Annotated in this window: 11 protein-coding genes; 4 read left to right on the plus strand and 7 right to left on the minus strand. The window is 71.7% G+C overall.

The window, feature by feature from the left end:
• Positions 1–32: 32 nt before the first annotated feature.
• From ACZ6TI_RS22420 to ACZ6TI_RS22430, 3 genes are all read left to right on the plus strand, one after another.
• Positions 33–1,313, plus strand: a complete 1,281-nt coding sequence (locus tag ACZ6TI_RS22420; RefSeq protein WP_465347039.1) for an ABC transporter substrate-binding protein — start codon at positions 33–35, stop codon at positions 1,311–1,313.
• A 70-nt stretch (positions 1,314–1,383) separates the two neighbouring features.
• Positions 1,384–2,334, plus strand: a complete 951-nt coding sequence (locus tag ACZ6TI_RS22425) for a carbohydrate ABC transporter permease (RefSeq protein ID WP_465347040.1) — start codon at positions 1,384–1,386, stop codon at positions 2,332–2,334.
• Complete coding sequence (locus tag ACZ6TI_RS22430; protein ID WP_465347041.1) at positions 2,334–3,188, plus strand: carbohydrate ABC transporter permease; 855 nt, start codon at positions 2,334–2,336, stop codon at positions 3,186–3,188. The genes ACZ6TI_RS22425 and ACZ6TI_RS22430 overlap by 1 nt, the downstream gene beginning before the upstream one ends.
• Here the strand turns inward: ACZ6TI_RS22430 and ACZ6TI_RS22435 are convergent.
• The 5 genes from ACZ6TI_RS22435 to ACZ6TI_RS22455 all read right to left on the minus strand — a co-directional run bounded on the left by ACZ6TI_RS22435 (position 3,152) and on the right by ACZ6TI_RS22455 (position 7,495).
• Entirely contained in the window at positions 3,152–3,979 is an 828-nt protein-coding gene (locus ACZ6TI_RS22435; RefSeq protein ID WP_465347042.1) for an alpha/beta fold hydrolase, read from the minus strand. The genes ACZ6TI_RS22430 and ACZ6TI_RS22435 overlap by 37 nt on opposite strands.
• Before the next feature lie 72 nt (positions 3,980–4,051).
• On the minus strand, positions 4,052–4,639 hold the full coding sequence (locus ACZ6TI_RS22440) for a TetR/AcrR family transcriptional regulator (protein WP_465347043.1): 588 nt from the start codon (positions 4,637–4,639) through the stop codon (positions 4,052–4,054).
• Positions 4,640–4,681: 42 nt separating this feature from the next.
• The gene (locus ACZ6TI_RS22445) at positions 4,682–5,632 is read right to left on the minus strand and encodes a lamin tail domain-containing protein (protein WP_465347044.1); all 951 of its coding nucleotides are present in this window, start codon (positions 5,630–5,632) and stop codon (positions 4,682–4,684) included.
• A 31-nt stretch (positions 5,633–5,663) separates the two neighbouring features.
• On the minus strand, positions 5,664–6,275 hold the full coding sequence (locus ACZ6TI_RS22450) for a response regulator (protein ID WP_465347134.1): 612 nt from the start codon (positions 6,273–6,275) through the stop codon (positions 5,664–5,666).
• Positions 6,276–6,325: 50 nt separating this feature from the next.
• Positions 6,326–7,495 (minus strand): sensor histidine kinase, encoded by a 1,170-nt coding sequence (locus tag ACZ6TI_RS22455; RefSeq protein ID WP_465347045.1) that lies wholly within the window; start codon positions 7,493–7,495, stop codon positions 6,326–6,328.
• Between the two features lie 136 nt (positions 7,496–7,631).
• Between ACZ6TI_RS22455 and ACZ6TI_RS22460 the strand changes: the two genes are divergently transcribed.
• Complete coding sequence (locus ACZ6TI_RS22460; protein WP_465347046.1) at positions 7,632–9,794, plus strand: MMPL family transporter; 2,163 nt, start codon at positions 7,632–7,634, stop codon at positions 9,792–9,794.
• On the opposite strand, the gene ACZ6TI_RS22465 is transcribed toward ACZ6TI_RS22460, so the two are convergent.
• Together ACZ6TI_RS22465 and ACZ6TI_RS22470 are read right to left on the minus strand one after the other, a co-directional pair.
• Positions 9,776–12,256, minus strand: coding sequence for a hypothetical protein (locus tag ACZ6TI_RS22465; RefSeq protein ID WP_465347047.1), 2,481 nt, complete (start codon positions 12,254–12,256; stop codon positions 9,776–9,778). The genes ACZ6TI_RS22460 and ACZ6TI_RS22465 overlap by 19 nt on opposite strands.
• 97 nt (positions 12,257–12,353) lie before the next feature.
• On the minus strand, positions 12,354–16,076 hold the full coding sequence (locus tag ACZ6TI_RS22470) for an SAV_2336 N-terminal domain-related protein (RefSeq protein ID WP_465347048.1): 3,723 nt from the start codon (positions 16,074–16,076) through the stop codon (positions 12,354–12,356).
• Positions 16,077–16,078 lie beyond the last annotated feature (2 nt).

Raw genomic sequence — 16,078 nt, forward strand, 5'->3', positions numbered from 1 at the left:
GTCCCTCAAACGGCAGAAAGAGATTCCTCATCATGGTCAGAACAGGCAGGGTCGTCGCGATCGCGGCCGCGACCACCGCCCTCGCGCTCGTCGTCACGGGCTGCGGAGGCGGCGGCGAGACGTCGAAGGCGACCGACAAACCGACCGGCAACGCCACGCTGTGGGTCCGGGACAGCCAGAAGGGTTTCATCAACCTCCTCACCGACGCCTACAACAAGTCGCACGACGGCAAGGTGCAGGTGACCGTCGTGCCGTCCGCCAACTTCGTGCAGAAGTTCGGCACCGCGGCCGCCTCCGGCTCCGGCCCGGACATCGCCTCGATCGACCTGGTCTACCTGCCCTATTTCGCGTCGACCGGCGTGCTGGACGACATCTCCCCGGTGCTCGACTCACTGTCCTGGAAGGACAGTCTGAGCCCGGCGCACAAGAAGCTGGCGGTCTACGAGGGCAAGACCTACGCCCTGCCGTTCACCGCCGAGGCCTCGGTCACCTTCTACAACAAGGACCTGTTCAAGAAAGCCGGCCTCGACCCGGAGAAGCCGCCGACGAATTATGCCGAGATGCTGGCCGCCGCGCAGGCGATCCGCAAGCTCGGCAAGGACTACTACGGCTTCACGATGGCCGGCCAGTGCGGCGGCTGCAACGTCTTCGAGACCGCGCCGCACGTCTGGGCCAGCGGCGGGAAGATCCTCTCCGACGACGGCAAGACGGCGATGCTGGACAGCCAGGAGGTGACCGACGCGCTGACCTTCTACCGCCAGATGTGGACCGAGGGGCTGATGCCGCCGTCGGCCAAGACCGACAACGGCTCGATCCAGGGCACGTCGTTCCAGAGCGGCAAGGTCGGCATGACCAACCTGGGCGCGTTCTTCGTGCAGTCGCTGGTCGCCGACAAGAAGATCGACTTCGGCGTCACGCCGATCGTCGGCAAGGACGGTGGCACGGCCTCGTTCGCCGGCGGCGACGAGATCGCGGTCACCAAAGGCGCCAAGAACAAGGCCGTCGCGTACGACTTCGTCAAGTGGGCGACCGACGAGGAGGCGCAGACCATCCTCGCGAAGAACTCGATCGTGCCCGTCCGCACCGACCTGATCGACAAGATCTACGCGCCGCTCGACCCCCGTTACAAGATCCTCGGCGACTCGATGGGCACCGGCCAGACGCCCTACAGCGTGGTGGAGAACGGGATCATCAACGACAACAACGGCCCCTGGGCGATCCTGGTCAACCAGGCGGTCTTCGGCACCGGCGACGTGAAGGCGGCGCAGGCCACCGCCCAGACGGCCGCGCAGCAGATCATCGACAAGGGCTGAGCGACGGTCCCGCCGCGGCCCTCTCGCGGGTCGCGGCGGGCTCTTCGCCCGGGTAGAGGAGAGCCCCGCAATGACCGAGACCACCAGCCCTCCGGCGGTGCGACGGGCGGCCGACGGCACGTCGGACCAGCCGCGCGGGCCGTGGCTGACCTATCGGCGTCGCCGTCAACTGGTCGGCATGGCGCTCGTCGCGCCCGCGCTGGCCGTCGTCACGGTGTTCTTCATCGTGCCGCTGGTGATGACGTTCTGGATGTCGCTGCACGACTGGCCGCTGCTCGGCGACCACGAGTTCATCGGCCTGGAGAACTACCGGCAGGCGATGAAGGACACCGAGTGGCTGAACGCGATCGGCTTCACCCTGAAGTACACGGCGCTGATCACCCCGCTGCTGCTGATCCCGGCGCTGGCGCTGGCCTTCCTGGTCAACCGGGCCGGCAAGGCGGCCCGGGTGTTCCAGTCGATCTTCTTCCTGCCGGTGGTGATCGGCTTCGCCGCGGCCGCATACCTCTTCGTCTATCTCGCCCAGCCGAGCCTGGGCCCGCTCGCCGATCTGGCGGTCAAGGTCGGCATCGGCGACCGGGACACCAACTGGTTCGCCACCGCGACCAGCGCGCTGCTGCTGGTCAGCGGGATGGTGGTCTGGAAGATCACCGGCATGCAGATGATCCTGCTGATGTCCGGACTGCAGTCCATTCCGGAGGAGCTGACCGAGGCGGCCCGGATCGACGGCGCCGGGCGGTGGAAGACCTTCACCCGGATCACGCTGCCGCTGCTGCGCCCGACGCTGGCGCTGGTGCTGGTCTTCTCGGTGGCCGGCTCGCTGCTGGCCTTCGACCAGTTCTACATCATGACCGCGGGCGGGCCGTCGAACAGCACGATCACCGCGGTCTATCAGATCTATCGCACGTCCTTCATCAACTTCGACCTCGGCTACGGCGCCGCCCTCTCGGCGATGCTGATGGTCGCCCTCGCCGCGGTCAGCGCCCTGCAGATGCTCCTGCTGCGGAAGACGGACTACTGATGAACACCCTTGCCGAAGTGCGCCGATCACTGCCCCGCGCCGCCTGGTGGGCGGCCTGCGTCTGCGTCTCGATCATCGTGCTCTATCCGCTCTACATCATGATGTCGCAGTCGCTGAAGTCGTCCGCCGAGGCGACCGAGAACCCACCGACGATGTATCCGCACGGCCTCTCCACCGACAACTACCGGGCGCTGGAGAACACCGGGCAGTTCGGCATCTGGCAGCACATCGGCAACAGCGTGCTGGTGTCGACCGGCGCCACCGTGCTCACCGTAGTGCTCGCCGCACTGGCCGGCTACGGCTTCGCCAAGCTCCGGTTCCGCGGCAGCGGCCTGCTGTTCTTCGTGATCCTGGCGACCTTCATGATCCCGTTCCAGGCGATCATCACGCCGCTGTTCTCGATCCTGCAGACGCTGGGGCTGAACAACACGCTGTTCGGGCTGACGCTGGTCTACACCACGTTCCAGCTGCCGTTCGGCATCTTCCTGATGCGCAACAGCTTCGCCGCGCTGCCGGCCAGCATCGAGGAGGCCGCGCTGATCGACGGCTGCGGCTTCCTCAAGGCGATGTACCGGGTGCTGCTGCCGGTGGCCGTGCCGGGCCTGATCAGCACCGCGCTGTTCACGTTCTTCGCCTGCTGGAACGAGTTCTTCGCCGCGCTGATCCTGATCACCGACGAGGCCAAGTTCACCCTGCCGGTGACGCTGACCGTGCTGGCCTCCAACCAGCTCGGCTCGCTGAACTGGGGCATCATGCAGGCCGGCGTCGCGATCACCGCGATCCCGTGCATCGTGCTTTACCTGTTGCTGCAGCGCTACTACGTGGCCGGCCTGGTCGCGGGTGCGGTGAAGTAGCTGACGAAGTCGACGACGTCGGCCACCACCTCCGGGTCGCGCAGCAGGCGGCGGTGGCCGAGCCCCTTGGTGATCTGCAGCTTCGCCCCCGGCCAGGCGTTCGCGATGGCCTCGCCGTCGGTGACCGGCGTCGACCTGTCGTCGCGGTCGTGCACGATCAAGGTCGGCGGCACGTCGATCGTCCGGCCGATCTCGAGCAGGTCGAAGGCGGCCATCGGGGCGCCGACGCGCCGCTCGATCCGGTCGATCAGGCGGCGGTAGGTGCGGTCGCGCAGGCCCAGGCTCCCGGCGAAGGCCCGCACGTAGGGCACCGGACCGGCCGTCGGGGCCAGCAGCGCCACCCGGCCGACCGGCAGGCCCTCGCGGAGGGCGACCGCGGTGGCGGCGGTGCCCAGCGAATGCGCGATCACCGCGTGGGCCGGGCCGTAGGCGGTGGCGACCGCGGTCAGAGATGCGGCGAGTTCCGGGATGGACGACGATCGCGGGCCGAACGCGCCCGGACCGGACAGCCCGTGGCTCAGCGCGTCGAACGTGACCACCCGGTGGCCGGCGGCGACCAGGGGCTCGACGAACGCGGCGAGCTGTGCGCCGTTCCCGCCCCAGCCGTGCACCAGATAGACCAGCGGGCCGGTCCCCCACACCTGGGCGGCGATCGGCCGGCCGCCGAGATCGACGCGCACCTCCTCGCCGCCCGGCAGCGGGTCTCCGATCGGGACGCGCGGCAGGGTGAACCAGAGGCGCTCGGCCAGCCGGGCGGCGAGCGGGGGCGCGATCCGGTCGAGGACTGTCATCGCCCATTGAAAAGTACGAACGGTCGTGCTTTTTTTTGCGCGCACGTCGGCGACGGCCATGACGGGTTCCTCTCAGTCGGTGATCCGCGCGGCGGCGAGCAGCGCCTCGAAGGCGTGCCGGGCGCGACTCTCGGCCCGCTCGTCGCCGAGCAGCCGCTGGGTGTGGTGCCGAGCCAGAATGACGCCATAGAGATCCTGGGCGAACTGCTCGGGATCGGCGTCGTCGCGGAACTGCCCCTCGGAGACGCCGGTGCGGAAGATCGTCGCGATCATGTCGAACATGTCGCGCTCGCCCTGCACGAGCACGTCGTGCACGGCGCCGGGCCGGTCGTCGAACTCGGTGGAGGCGGCGATGAACGGGCACCCGCCGGGCATCGTGCCCCAGCCGAGCCACGCGTCGAACAGCGCCCGCAGCCGCGGCTCGCCGCGCGGGGCACGCAGGGCCGGCCGGGCGACGACGGCCTCGAAGTGCGCGCGGGCGTGCTGCAGCACCTGCATCTGCAGCGCTTCCTTGGACCGGAAGTGGCCGAAGACCCCGCTCTTGGAGAGATCGGCCTGCTCGGCCAGCAGCCCGATGGTCAGGCCGCTGAGCCCGAGCCGCCGGGCCACCTCGACGGCCTGGTCGAGCACCGCGACCTTCGTGTCCTCACCCTTGCTCACCCGCCAACAAAAGCACGACCGTGCGAAAAGCACAACCGTGCTTCAGAGCACGTCCGGGTACAGCTCCCAGGCGCGCAGGTCGCCGCGCGGGTCGAAGAGGTAGCCACCGTCGCCGATCGCCTGCACGTCGGAGGTGGGATTGGCGAAGACCGGTCCGGGCTGTCCCCAGTACTTGTGCGTCGCCGTCGCCGAGCCCTTGCCGACGTGCACGTAGATCGAACCGCGACCGGCCACCGTGGCGCCGGCCGGGAACGTGTAGCGCCGCAGCCCGGAGTCGCGGACCCACCAGCCGGCCAGCGAGACCGCCACCGAGCCCGCGTTGTCCACCCGCATCCACTCGCCGTTGACGTTCACGTCGTCCGAGCCCGCGGCGTCGTAGTTCACGTGCATGCTGAGCTTCGCGCCCTGCATCGGGCCGACGCCGCACGTGTCGGTGTCGTACATCCGCCGGCCTTCCTGGGCGGCGCGCTGGGCGGCCAGGCGATAGGCCGGGTTCCACGCGTACTCGCCGGGGATGGGCAGCCACAACGCGTACCCGTTGCGGATCAGGTCCAGGCCGATGTCGTGCCACTTCCCGTCGAGCTTCACCGCGACCGAGCGCAGCGGGCGGCCGCGGCTGGTGCTGGACGCGTGCATCGCGGTCAGCCGGACGATCCCGCCGCCGGCCTTGACGAGCTGCTCGACCCGGGCGGTCGCGGCCAGCGCGTGGCACTCGCCGCGGCGCTTGGCCACGGTCGGGTGATAGACCGACTGCTCCATCGCCTGCACGCCGATCAGCCGGATCGACAGCGGCTCGGCGGTGCCGTCGCCATAGACGTCGATCAGCGGGGTGTCCCCGTCCGGCACCCAGGCGACCTTGCCGTTCCAGACCTGGCAGGAGGGGCTGTCCGCGCCCGAGCGGCAGGCGGCGGTGGTGGCCGCCGACGCGGGTGCGGCGGCAGCCGCGACCAGCGCCGCGGCGGCGCCGAGCACGGCGATGGCGCGTTTCAGCATGAGTGCTCTATCGGCCGCGCGATGCCGAGCTTTAGAGAGGCTGGAACCCGTCGTCCACCAGGCCGGCCCGGTGCGCCACGACCGCGGCCTGCACCCGGTTGCGCAGGCCCAGCTTCTCGGTGATGGCCGCGACGTGCGACTTGACCGTGGTCACGCCGACGTGCAGCGACGCGCCGATCTCGGCGTTGGACCAGCCGGCCCCGACCAGCCGCAGCACGTCGACCTCGCGCGGGGTCAGCACGTCCACCTCGGTCGGGCCGGCCTCGTCCTCGTCCTGGTGCGCGCGGACCGCCCGGGCCAGGACCCGGGCCAGGACCGCGGGCGCCAGCAGCGACTCGCCGCGGGCGGCCCGCCGGACCGCCTCGACCATCTCGTCCGGCTCGCCGTCCTTGAGCAGATAGCCCGACGCGCCGGCCCGCAGCGCGCCGTACACCTCGGCGTCGTCGTCGAACGTGGTCAGCATCAGCACCCGGGTGGCCGGCTGCGCGCCGAGGATCCGTCGGGTGGCCTCGATGCCGTTCATCCGGGGCATCCGCAGGTCCATCAGGATCACGTCGGGGCGCAGCCGCTCGGCCAGCCGGACCGCGTCCTGCCCGTCCGCCGCCTCGCCGACCACGTCCTCCCCGGCCGTGCGCAACAACATGGTGACCCCGGCCCGGACCAGCGCCTGATCGTCCACCACCAGCACCCGGATCACGACCGCACCGCCGCCGGAAGCGTCACGCACAGCCGCCAGCCACCGGCCGGCGTCGGCCCGGCATCCACCGTGCCGCCGTGGATCTCGACCCGCCGGCGCATGCCCTCGAGGCCGTGGCCGGAGGCGGGCAGCACCGGCCGCGGACCACCGGGCGCCGAGTTGGCCACGTCGATCCGCAACCCACTCCCCTCGACCGCGACCGTGGTGTCCACGTGGGTGCCGGGGCCGGCGTGCTTCAGCGCGTTGGTCAGCGCCTCCTGCACCACCCGGGCGGCGGTGACCCGCAGCGACAGCGGGGTGCCGGCCGCCCGCTCGTCCAGGTGCGTCGCGATCTCCAGTCCGGCCGTGCGGCTCAGCTCGACCGCGTCCGCGATCATCTTCTCCGGGTCCACCAGTGGGCCGTCGTCGTCGGGGTCGCGCAGGATCAGCAGCATCCCGCGCAGGTCCAGCAACGCCTGCCGGGCGCCGACGTGGATCGAGCGCAGACCGGCCACCGCCGCCCGCAGGCGCTGTTCGTCGTCCGGGCCGTGGGTGGCGGCGTACTGCGCGGAGCCGGCCTGCAGCGCGATCGCCGAGACGTGGTGGGCGACCAGGTCGTGCAGGTCGCCGGCGATCCGGGCGCGTTCCGCCTCGCGCGCGGCGTCCCCCTCGGCGCGGCGGCGCTCCTCGGCCTCCCGGGCGCGTTCCCCGGCGACCACGGCGGCCTGCCGCAACCCGGCGAGGTAGCGGCCGAAGGCGACCGGTGCGGCCACCGCGAGCGCCAGCGCGACCACGAACACCAGGCCGTTCGCGCCGATCATCAGCGCGGTGCCGTCGCGGGCCACGCTGAACAGCACCGCGCCGAGGACGGCCGCCCAGCACGCCCCGGTCACCGCCCAGCCGTGCCGGAGCGCGACCACACCCAGCGCGAACGCGGCGGCCAGCGGGGCGACGTGGCTCGCGACGTCGAGCAGCAGTTCACCGGCCAGCACCAGGGCCACCTCGACGGTCACCACCAGCACCGGCAGACGCCGGAGCAACACCAGCATGACGGCCGACGTCTGCACCAGCGCCCACTGCAGCGCGGGCGTGCCCGAGGGCGGGCCCAGCACGATGCTCGCCGCGCCGAAGCCCGCGACGAGCGCGACCACCGCCGCGTCGAGCAACCACCGGGGCCTCGGGGACATGCCGTCACGATACGGCCGGCGCCGGCCCGCGCTCCTCCTTCTTCTGGCCGCCGCCGGGTCCTTCGGCATGAGGTGCGCGACCCCGGCGGCGAACCAGGCTTCGACTCGGCATTCACACTCGTGGAGAGAGACGGACATGACCAGGACCGAGGACGGGCCGCTCGCCCGGATCGCCCGGCACGCTTATCGTCGGCGCGGCACCGTGCTGTTGCTCTGGCTGGCCGCACTGTTGGTCGCGGCCGGGATGTCGCAGCTGTTCGCCGGCGACTTCACCGCCGACTACTCGGCGCCGGGAGCGGAGTCGACCCGGGCCCAGCAACTGTTGCGGGACCGCTTCCCGGCCCAGTCCGGGGCGGCCGTCACGGTCGTGGTGCGCTCGGACGCCGGGGCGGAGAGCGTCCGCGGCGACGTGACGCGGTTGATCGGCGAGTTGCGGGCCGTCCCGCACGTGGCCGGGGCCGACGACCCCTATGCCACGCCCGGCGCCATCGCCGCGGACGGCCGCACGCTGATCGCGAATCTGCGGCTCGACGTGGCGACCGCCGCCGAGATGCCGGTCGAGGACACCACCCGGCTGATCGACATCGCCGAGGCGGCGGACTCCGAACGGATGCGGGTGGACCTGGGCGGGCAGGCCGTCTCACTGGCCCAGGGCGGGCCGATCGGCTCGGAGGGCGTCGGGCTGGGCGCGGCCGCGCTGATCCTGCTGCTGACCTTCGGCTCGGTGGTCGCCGCCGGGTTGCCGCTGGTGGTGGCGATCGCCGGGCTCACGGTCAGCAGCATGCTGACCGGCCTGGTGATCCGCTTCGTGGACGCGCCGGAATGGTCGACCTCGCTGGCCGCCATGCTGGGCATCGGGATCGGCATCGACTACGTGCTGCTGATGGTGACCCGGTTCCGCGAGTGGCGGCTGGCCGGGCTTGAGCCGGAGGACGCCACCGCGGCGACGCTGGACACCGCCGGGCGTTCGATCGTGGTCGCCGGCATCACCGTGATCGTCAGCCTGCTCGGGCTGTTCGCGATGGGTCTGTCCTACATGCGCGGCGCGGCCCTGATCGCCGTCGTCGGCGTGCTGGTGCTGCTGGCCGCCGCCGTCACGCTGTTCCCCGCGCTGCTCGGCTATCTGGGTGCGCGGATCGACCGGTGGCGGCTGCCGATCCGGCGCCGGGCCGCGTCCGTCGTGGACGCCGGCGGGCACGTCCGGCCGAGTGCCGCATGGCTGCGCTGGAGCGGTCTCGTCGCGCGGAACCGGGTGCTCGCCGCGCTGGTCGGGACGGCCGCGCTGCTGGCGCTGGCGGCGCCGTTCCTGGGCGTGCGGTTCGGCTATCCGGACGCGGGCAACGATCGCGAGGGCAGCACCGCGCGGCGAGCCTACGAAGCGGTGGCGGACGGCTTCGGGGTGGGCGCGAACGGGCCGCTGCGGCTCGTCGTCCAGCTGCCCGCGGACGGCGGCGAGGCGGTGCTCGACCGGGTCGGCGCCACCGCCGCGGCGATGGACGGCGTGGCCTCGGTCGCGCCACCGCGGGTCAACCCGGCAGGCGACACGGCGGTGCTCACGGTCGTGCCGGAGACCGGGCCGCAGGACGAGGAGACCCAGGACCTGGTGCGCCGGCTGCGGGCCGCGACGGCCGCGGACGATGTGTACGTGGGCGGCGCCACCGCCACCTCGATCGACAGCACCGAGGACCTGGCCGGGCGGATCCCGTACCTGATCGCCGGGGTGGTGCTGCTGTCGATGCTGCTGCTGGTGATCGGTTTCCGCAGCGTCGCCGTGGCGCTCAAGGCGGCGGTGATGAACCTGCTGTCGGTGGCGGCCTCCTATGGCGTGGTGGCGCTGGTGCTGCAGGGCGGCTGGGCCGGGCGCCTGGTCGGCATCGACACCCCGACCCCGCTGCCGCCGTTCGTCACCGTGCTGATGTTCGCCGTCCTCTTCGGACTGTCGATGGACTACGAGGTCTTCCTGCTCAGCCGGATCCGCGAGTCCTGGCTGCGCACGGGTGACAACGGCCGCGCGGTGACCGACGGCCTGGCCGGCACCGGCCGGGTGATCACCGCCGCGGCGGCCATCATGATCGCCGTCTTCGTGGCCTTCGTGCTCAGCCCCGACGTGATCCTCAAGCTGATCGGCGTCGGCATGGCCGCGGCCATCCTGCTCGACGCGACCGTCGTGCGGCTGCTGCTGGTGCCCGCCGTGATGCACCTGCTCGGCCGCTTCACCTGGTGGCTGCCGCGCCCGCTGGACCGGCTCCCCCAGCTGCACATCGAGGGTCGCCCGGACCTTTACGTGACGTCGAGGTGATCGGCCCCGCTGGCGACCGGGGCCGTGGTCGCGTCACCCGGGTAGTTGTAGCGGTAGGAGCCGTCGGCGGTGGCAGTCGTGGTGGTCCGCACGATGCCGCTGCCGTCGGTCTTCACCGACTTCACCGTCGACCACGTCGAGGTGCCGCTCTTGTTGTATTGCAACGGAATCCACACCGACGCGTAACCCTGGTAGGTCCACGTGTCCCAGTCGGCCCGCTTCAACGTGCCGTTGACCCCGAACGAACTGCCCCTCCGCACCGGCTCGGGCGTCGCGTCCGTGTTCAGCGTCGTGTAGCGCTTGAACGTCATCGAGCCCTGCGCGTGCCGGTCGGTGAAGCCCACGCCGTCCTTCGCCGTCGCCCACACCGCCGCCTTCCACGAGCCGGCCAGCGCGTTGCTGCCCATCGTCCAGCGGGTGTCCCAGTTGTACATGGACGCGGTGCAGTTCGCCGTGGTGGCGCTCGCCGCGACGCACTCGGTGCGGCCGAGGAACAGGCCGTCCGGGGTGTTGTAGTCGCCGTGGTAGAGATAGAGCCCGGCGCCCGCGATGCCGGACGGGTCGGACGCGGTGAAGGTCGCGAAGAACTCGCCCGAGCCGGACGTGCCGATCACGATGCCCTTGCCGTCGTTGAGCCGCAGGTTCGAGATCGAGGTGGCGCCGATCGTCTCGTCCTTCGCGGTGGCCGGCCCGGCGAACGCCCGGCGGATGGTGCGGCGCAGCGAGCCGCCGCGGTCGTTGCTCGCGGTCACCCGGAGCGCGACGAAGGCCGCGGTGGCGGGCACCTCGAGCGTCACCCGGCTGCCGCCCTCGACCTCGGTGCGCGGCAGCTCGGCCCAGGTCTGACCCTCGTTGACCGACCACTCCACCTTGTCCACGGTGTTCTCCGCGGCGACCGTGCGGGTGGACGGCTCGACGGTCAGCTGCACCGGGGTGGCCGACGCCCGGTTGCGCTGGTCCAGCCCGGCGGCGTCGAAGCCGAGATCCATCAGCGGCAGCACGCCGTTGACCGGACCCGACGTGAACGTCCACTCGCTGCGGGTGCGCGTGGACAGCTGCGACCAGGCGACCTTGCGCACCGACGTCTGGTCCAGCTGATAGGTCTGCTCGACGGCCGGCACCTCCGCCTGCAGGCCGGCGGCGTTCGCCGTCTGCAGCACCTGCCCGCCGCTGCTCAACGTGGTCTTGACGGCGCTCTGGTAGTCCCAGCCACGGTTGCCGGCCGCGTCGCCCAGCACCATGTTCTCGTTGATCCACAGAGTGTTGCGCTCGCGATGCGAGTCGGCGCCACCGCCCCACCTGGTCGGCACCAGCGGCCCCTCGCCCACGGTCTCCGCCGGGTTGGCGCCGGTCGTGAGGGTGTGGTCGGCCAGATTCAGGTATTGGTCGCTGCCGTAGGTCGCGAGGCGCAGCAGCGGCACGCCCGGCGTCACGTATTCGGTGACGATGGCCGGCAACCGCATCGAACTCTGCAGGTAGACCCCGGTCCACTCGCCGGTGTTCGGCACCGTCATGTATGCGCCCTCGGTGTTGACCCCCTGCGCCCGGATCGTGGTGGTCTTCTTCGCCAGCGACGACGTGGCGACCGTGGCGATCGGCGAGGCGGGCACCGGGTGCGCCCAGGAGCGCATCAGGTCGTAGCGGTAGGGGCTCGGCTTGTTCGCCGACGTGCCGGCCTTGGTCAGCAGCTCGTGCACGCGCAGCGTGGTGCCGGGCGTCGAGGCGGTGGTCACGAACGTGCGCGCCTGCGGGCCGCCGGCGAACCCGACCATGTCGCCGCCGGGCACCGACATCCAGACCGCGCTCTGGTCTCGCCGCGCGGTCGCGTCGTCCACCCTGATCGCGGTCTCCTTGGCGCCCTTCTCGTCCAGCACCACGGTCTGTGTCTTGTCGGTGACCGTGAAGGACCTGGTCAGCAGGTAGCTGTTCTGCTGGTAGATGCCGTAGATCGCGGCCGCGTAGTAGTTGCCCGGCGGCAGGCTCACCTTGGTGCTCAGCGAGTTCTGCGGGCTGGGCACCTCCATCGAGGTCCAGGTGTCGCGGTTCCACAGGTTGAAGAGGCTGTTCCAGGCGGACCAGTTCTCCGACGCGATGGTCAGAGTCGTCGCATAGGTGGTGTCGGCCGCGGCGGCCACCCGGGCGGCGCGGGCCGGCGCTCCGGTCTTGGCGGTGGCGGGCGCCTGCTTGCTGCCGCTGAGCTGCTGCACGCGCAGCTCGCCGCCGGCCGAGACGAAGCCATAGGGCATGTCGGGGTTTTCGGAGGCCGGCTTGAACGCGAAGCCGGAGCGGCCCTTCACCTTGCCCGGGATCATCGCGATCCGGTCCGGGCGCGATGCCGCCGCCGCGAGCTTCGGCTCCTCCTCGGCCTGCGAGATGGCCGGAACGACCAGCAGCGCACCGCCGACCAGCACGATCGCACCGATGCCGAAAATGCGCAGCCTCGATCGAGACCACCGAGCCATGAGGGTTCCTCCCGCGACACGACCGCGCCACACGCGATCGAGGGAGCACACTGTACGACTTCCGCAGAGTCCCGCGCGACCCCGCTCGATCAAGGGCTCATCGCGGCAGATCCCGGTCGCGCAACCAGTCGCGCAGGGTGGTGCGAGCCCGGTGGGCCTCGCGTTGCACGACCGTCTCCCGGGTGCGGAGCTGACGGGCGACGGCGGCGGGTGGGACACCCTCGATGAGCAGCTCCATCACCCTGCGCTGACCGCGGGGCAGCCGGTCGATCAAGTCTCGGAACAGTTCGTCCTCGCCCGGCACGGCGACGTCCTCGCCCGGCACGGCGACGTCCTCGCCCGGCACGGAGTCGTCGTTGTCGCCGGTCCGGATCCAGGCTTTGACGGGTCGCCATCCGTTGTCGAGGAGGACTGGCCGGAAACCGCGGGATGGATCTTCGCTGCCTCTCTGGGCGTAGAGCGGGTCGGAGAGAATCAGGCAGACCCCGGTCTCCGCGTCGAGGCCGGGCGCGTCGAGCAGCAGACGCAACGTCGCGATCATCATGGCCGCTGGATTCTGCTGTGCGGTCGGCACAAAGGCCGCGTGCGCAGCGACTCGGAGGCTAAGCCAGTGGTCGAACTGGAAAGTCAGGCCGGTAACGTCGGCCATGGTGCTGCCGAAGGGCATTTCGACGATGGTGGCGAGGCCGTCCTGCAGCGTCTCGCCCGGGATGTTCGAATCTCGGCGGATCGAGTCGATCAGCGCATACAGCTCGACCTGGGCGGCCCGCCGGTCCTGTTCGGACGCCTGCTCGTGCCCGCCGAGCTGGAAGGCGACCGCGACCCGGAGCGTCAGGTCGATGTCATCGCGCCACTCGGGCCTGGTGGGCACACGGGCCCAGACCGGCATGTCCGCACCGTCGACCCGGACGCTGAGCGGGGAGAAGCCGGACGGTTCGCCGATGTCGCGATAGACGTCCTTCGTGACGACCAGGCCGACGGGGAAGACGCCGATCGCCGCCTGCACGTTGCGGGCCTCGGTCACGTTGGCGGCGAGGTCTGGAGCGAGTTCCGCCAACTCGTCGCGGAGGACGGTCACCTGCAGCCGCATCGGATTCGCGCCCGCGGCCAGCCCCAGCTCGAGGCTGTGCACGAACGGGAGCAGGTAGTAACGCAGTGACAGCGTGTCGGGCACGGTGAGGAGGACGCCGTCGTCGATCGGGGCAAGGGTCGCGGCGTCCAGAAGGGCCCGAAACTCACGGAGCTCCCCCATGCCGGTGAGGATTGCGAGGAGTTGCTCAATGGTCTCGACCTGGATCGCGTCGCGCAGGCGGGAGTGGTTCCGGATTCGGATCACGAGCGACGTGCCGGTGCTCGGCTCGGGAGCGTCGAGCACGTGGATCTCGCAGTGCCGGATCGGGTGGACCGGCGGAACCCCGGTCGGCAGCACGAAACCGGTGCGGCTGGACACGATAACCCGCAGGTTCGGGTGCCAGTCTGGAAGCACCGTGCCCAAGGCGTCGCCGACCTCGTCGATGCCGTCGATCACCAGGATCAGGCGGCGGCCGCGGGCCTCGGCCGCCGCGAGGCTGCCGCGCAGGTCGAACCGCGGCGAAGTCAGGTCGACGGGGCCGCCGGCGAAGAACCAGGACACCACGTCGGCGTCGGCCGGCGCGCACATCACGAAGGCGCCCAGCAGCGGCGTCTTGCCCGACCCCGGCCCGCCCTGCAGCCACAGATAGGACGAGTCCCCGGCCACGAAGTCCGTCAGCTTCGCCAGCTCTGCTCGCCGCGCGGCGAGCAGATCCGCATCGATCCCGCTCGGGCCGCTCTCCGGCAGCAGGGCGGCCGGCAGCACCTCGATCCCGGAGATCGGCGCGATGTGCACCCACGCCTCATCGACCTCGCTGCGGTGGAAGTGTCTTCCGGGCGTCACCCGGTCGCTGACCTGGCGCATCACCTCGTCGGTGACGATCAGGCCGGACTGCCGGCCGCGGTCGCCGACGGCGGAGGCGAGCGCCGCGGAGTCCAGCATCGCCTGGAGCCGGTGGATCGCCGCCGGGAACGGCTCGTCCGCGTCATACCGGAGGTGGGTCAGCATCGCCATCCGGACGCCGGTGAAGTCGTCGTCGGACAGACCCATCTGCGCCCACACCGCCGGGCCCACGTAGTTGAAGACCGTGTCGATGATCTCGCCCGGGTCGACTGTGGAGGACACCGTCACGCCCGTGTCACTGGTCAGCCCGAGGAGGTCCGCGGAGTGGCCGGCCGCCCGGAAGGCGGTCTTCAGCGCGTCCAGCAGCGCCTCCGGCGACGGTTGGCGCCGCCCGGGCCGGACGGTGTTGAGGCCGATCAGCGTGTATCGCACGGCCGGCGCGGACGCCCGCGCCGGTGCGGTCAGGCCGAGTCGGGCCGCGATCGACGGCGGGACCCAGGTGAACGGATCCGCCGCCACCCGGCCGTCACCCCCGGCGATCGCGGGAAAGGTCCGGCTCGCGAGCCCCGCGTTCTCGGCGATCCAGCCGGACACCGCGGCCAGCACGGATGCGATCTCCGAGCGCCGCAACTCCCCCGCCAGCCGTTCGGCGATGCCGTCGCGGAACTCGTAGGTCTCGTCGCCGGTGCGGGCGACCAGCCCGCTCAGCACCACCTCGGCCAGTGTCGAGACCGGCGACGACGGCACCGCGACGTGCTGCACCAGGCGCATCACCGGCAGGCTCAGCGGCACCAGAGACAGGCACACCGCCAGCCGGAAAGCCCCAGGAGAAGCCGTAGCCCGGAAGTCGTCCAGCGAGGCGGCGCCGTTTCCCGCCGCCGGCCCTTCGGCCGCGGCAGGGATCCCGGGCACGACAGCGAGGGGCACCAGCGATGACGGGTACGCGACCAGCCCGGCCCAGGCGGCGATCGCGGTCGGTTCGATGCCGAGCACCGGCAACGCCGTCCCGCCCCCGGCGCGGCGCCGGTAGACCGCGCGCAGCCGGCTGTTCGGCGTACCCGGCGTCGTCGAGCTCAGCCGGGCGGCCCGGGCCGGCAGACCGGTGCGGGACCACATCTCCTCCGGCAGCGGTTGCAGCACCGCGACCGGGCCGGTCTCGCCCCACTCGGCCAGCGTCGCGGTCGCCGCGCCGTCGTGCCATCCGGCGGCGGCGCCGTCGGTGAGCACCAGGAAGAGTCGCCGGCCGGCGCCGTCGATCAGCTCCCGCGGGCTGCGCGGCAGACCACCGGCGCCGAGCTCCACGGTGCAGCCGCCCGGATCCGGGTTGAGCCGGCAGAGTCGCACGTCGCGGAAGGCGCCGGTCTGCACGAGCGCCGCCCGGAGCTCGTCGCCCAGCTGCCGCCACAGGTCCATGGACGCCGACGTGTCGACCGCGACCAGCACGTCGAACCAGCGTTCGCGGGCCGGCCGCAGCACCGGCGACCACAGTCCGGAGCCGGCGATGTAGGCGACCGTGGCCGGCACGTCGAGCTCGGTGGGCCGCCGGGACGGCACCCGCCGGCGCAACGGGCGCACGGCCCGCTGCAGCTCGCGCCGGTTGGCCAGCCCGGGCGGGCCGGGCACGCGCAACGGGGCGCCCTCGATCGGGGTGGCCGCGGCCGAGGATGACGGCGTCGAGAGCGGCACGTCTTCCGCGGGCCGGGCCGGCGGTGGCGGTGCGACGTCGGCCGGCCCGGGGACGTCCGCCGGGTCCTCCACCGGCGGCTCCTCGGGAGGAGTGCCGGACGGCGTGCGGAGTGCCGGCGGCGCGAGGTGCTGCGCCAGCCACAACGCCTCGGCGACCTCCAGCGGGGTCGGCGTGAGGCCGGCCCGGCGCAGGACGTCGAGGACGCCGGCCAGCGACACGC

The organism is Actinoplanes sp. NPDC051388, from assembly GCF_055586225.1.

Bases quoted from the DNA above. Each gene is read 5' to 3' on its own strand.
- ACZ6TI_RS22435 (WP_465347042.1), bottom strand. From the start codon at position 3,979: ATGACAGTCCTCGACCGGATCGCGCCCCCGCTCGCCGCCCGGCTGGCC.
- ACZ6TI_RS22455 (WP_465347045.1), bottom strand. From the start codon at position 7,495: ATGTCCCCGAGGCCCCGGTGGTTGCTCGACGCGGCGGTGGTCGCGCTC.
- ACZ6TI_RS22425 (WP_465347040.1), top strand. From the start codon at position 1,384: ATGACCGAGACCACCAGCCCTCCGGCGGTGCGACGGGCGGCCGACGGC.
- ACZ6TI_RS22465 (WP_465347047.1), bottom strand. From the start codon at position 12,256: ATGGCTCGGTGGTCTCGATCGAGGCTGCGCATTTTCGGCATCGGTGCG.
- ACZ6TI_RS22450 (WP_465347134.1), bottom strand. From the start codon at position 6,275: ATGTTGTTGCGCACGGCCGGGGAGGACGTGGTCGGCGAGGCGGCGGAC.
- ACZ6TI_RS22445 (WP_465347044.1), bottom strand. From the start codon at position 5,632: ATGCTGAAACGCGCCATCGCCGTGCTCGGCGCCGCCGCGGCGCTGGTC.
- ACZ6TI_RS22460 (WP_465347046.1), top strand. From the start codon at position 7,632: ATGACCAGGACCGAGGACGGGCCGCTCGCCCGGATCGCCCGGCACGCT.
- ACZ6TI_RS22420 (WP_465347039.1), top strand. From the start codon at position 33: ATGGTCAGAACAGGCAGGGTCGTCGCGATCGCGGCCGCGACCACCGCC.
- ACZ6TI_RS22430 (WP_465347041.1), top strand. From the start codon at position 2,334: ATGAACACCCTTGCCGAAGTGCGCCGATCACTGCCCCGCGCCGCCTGG.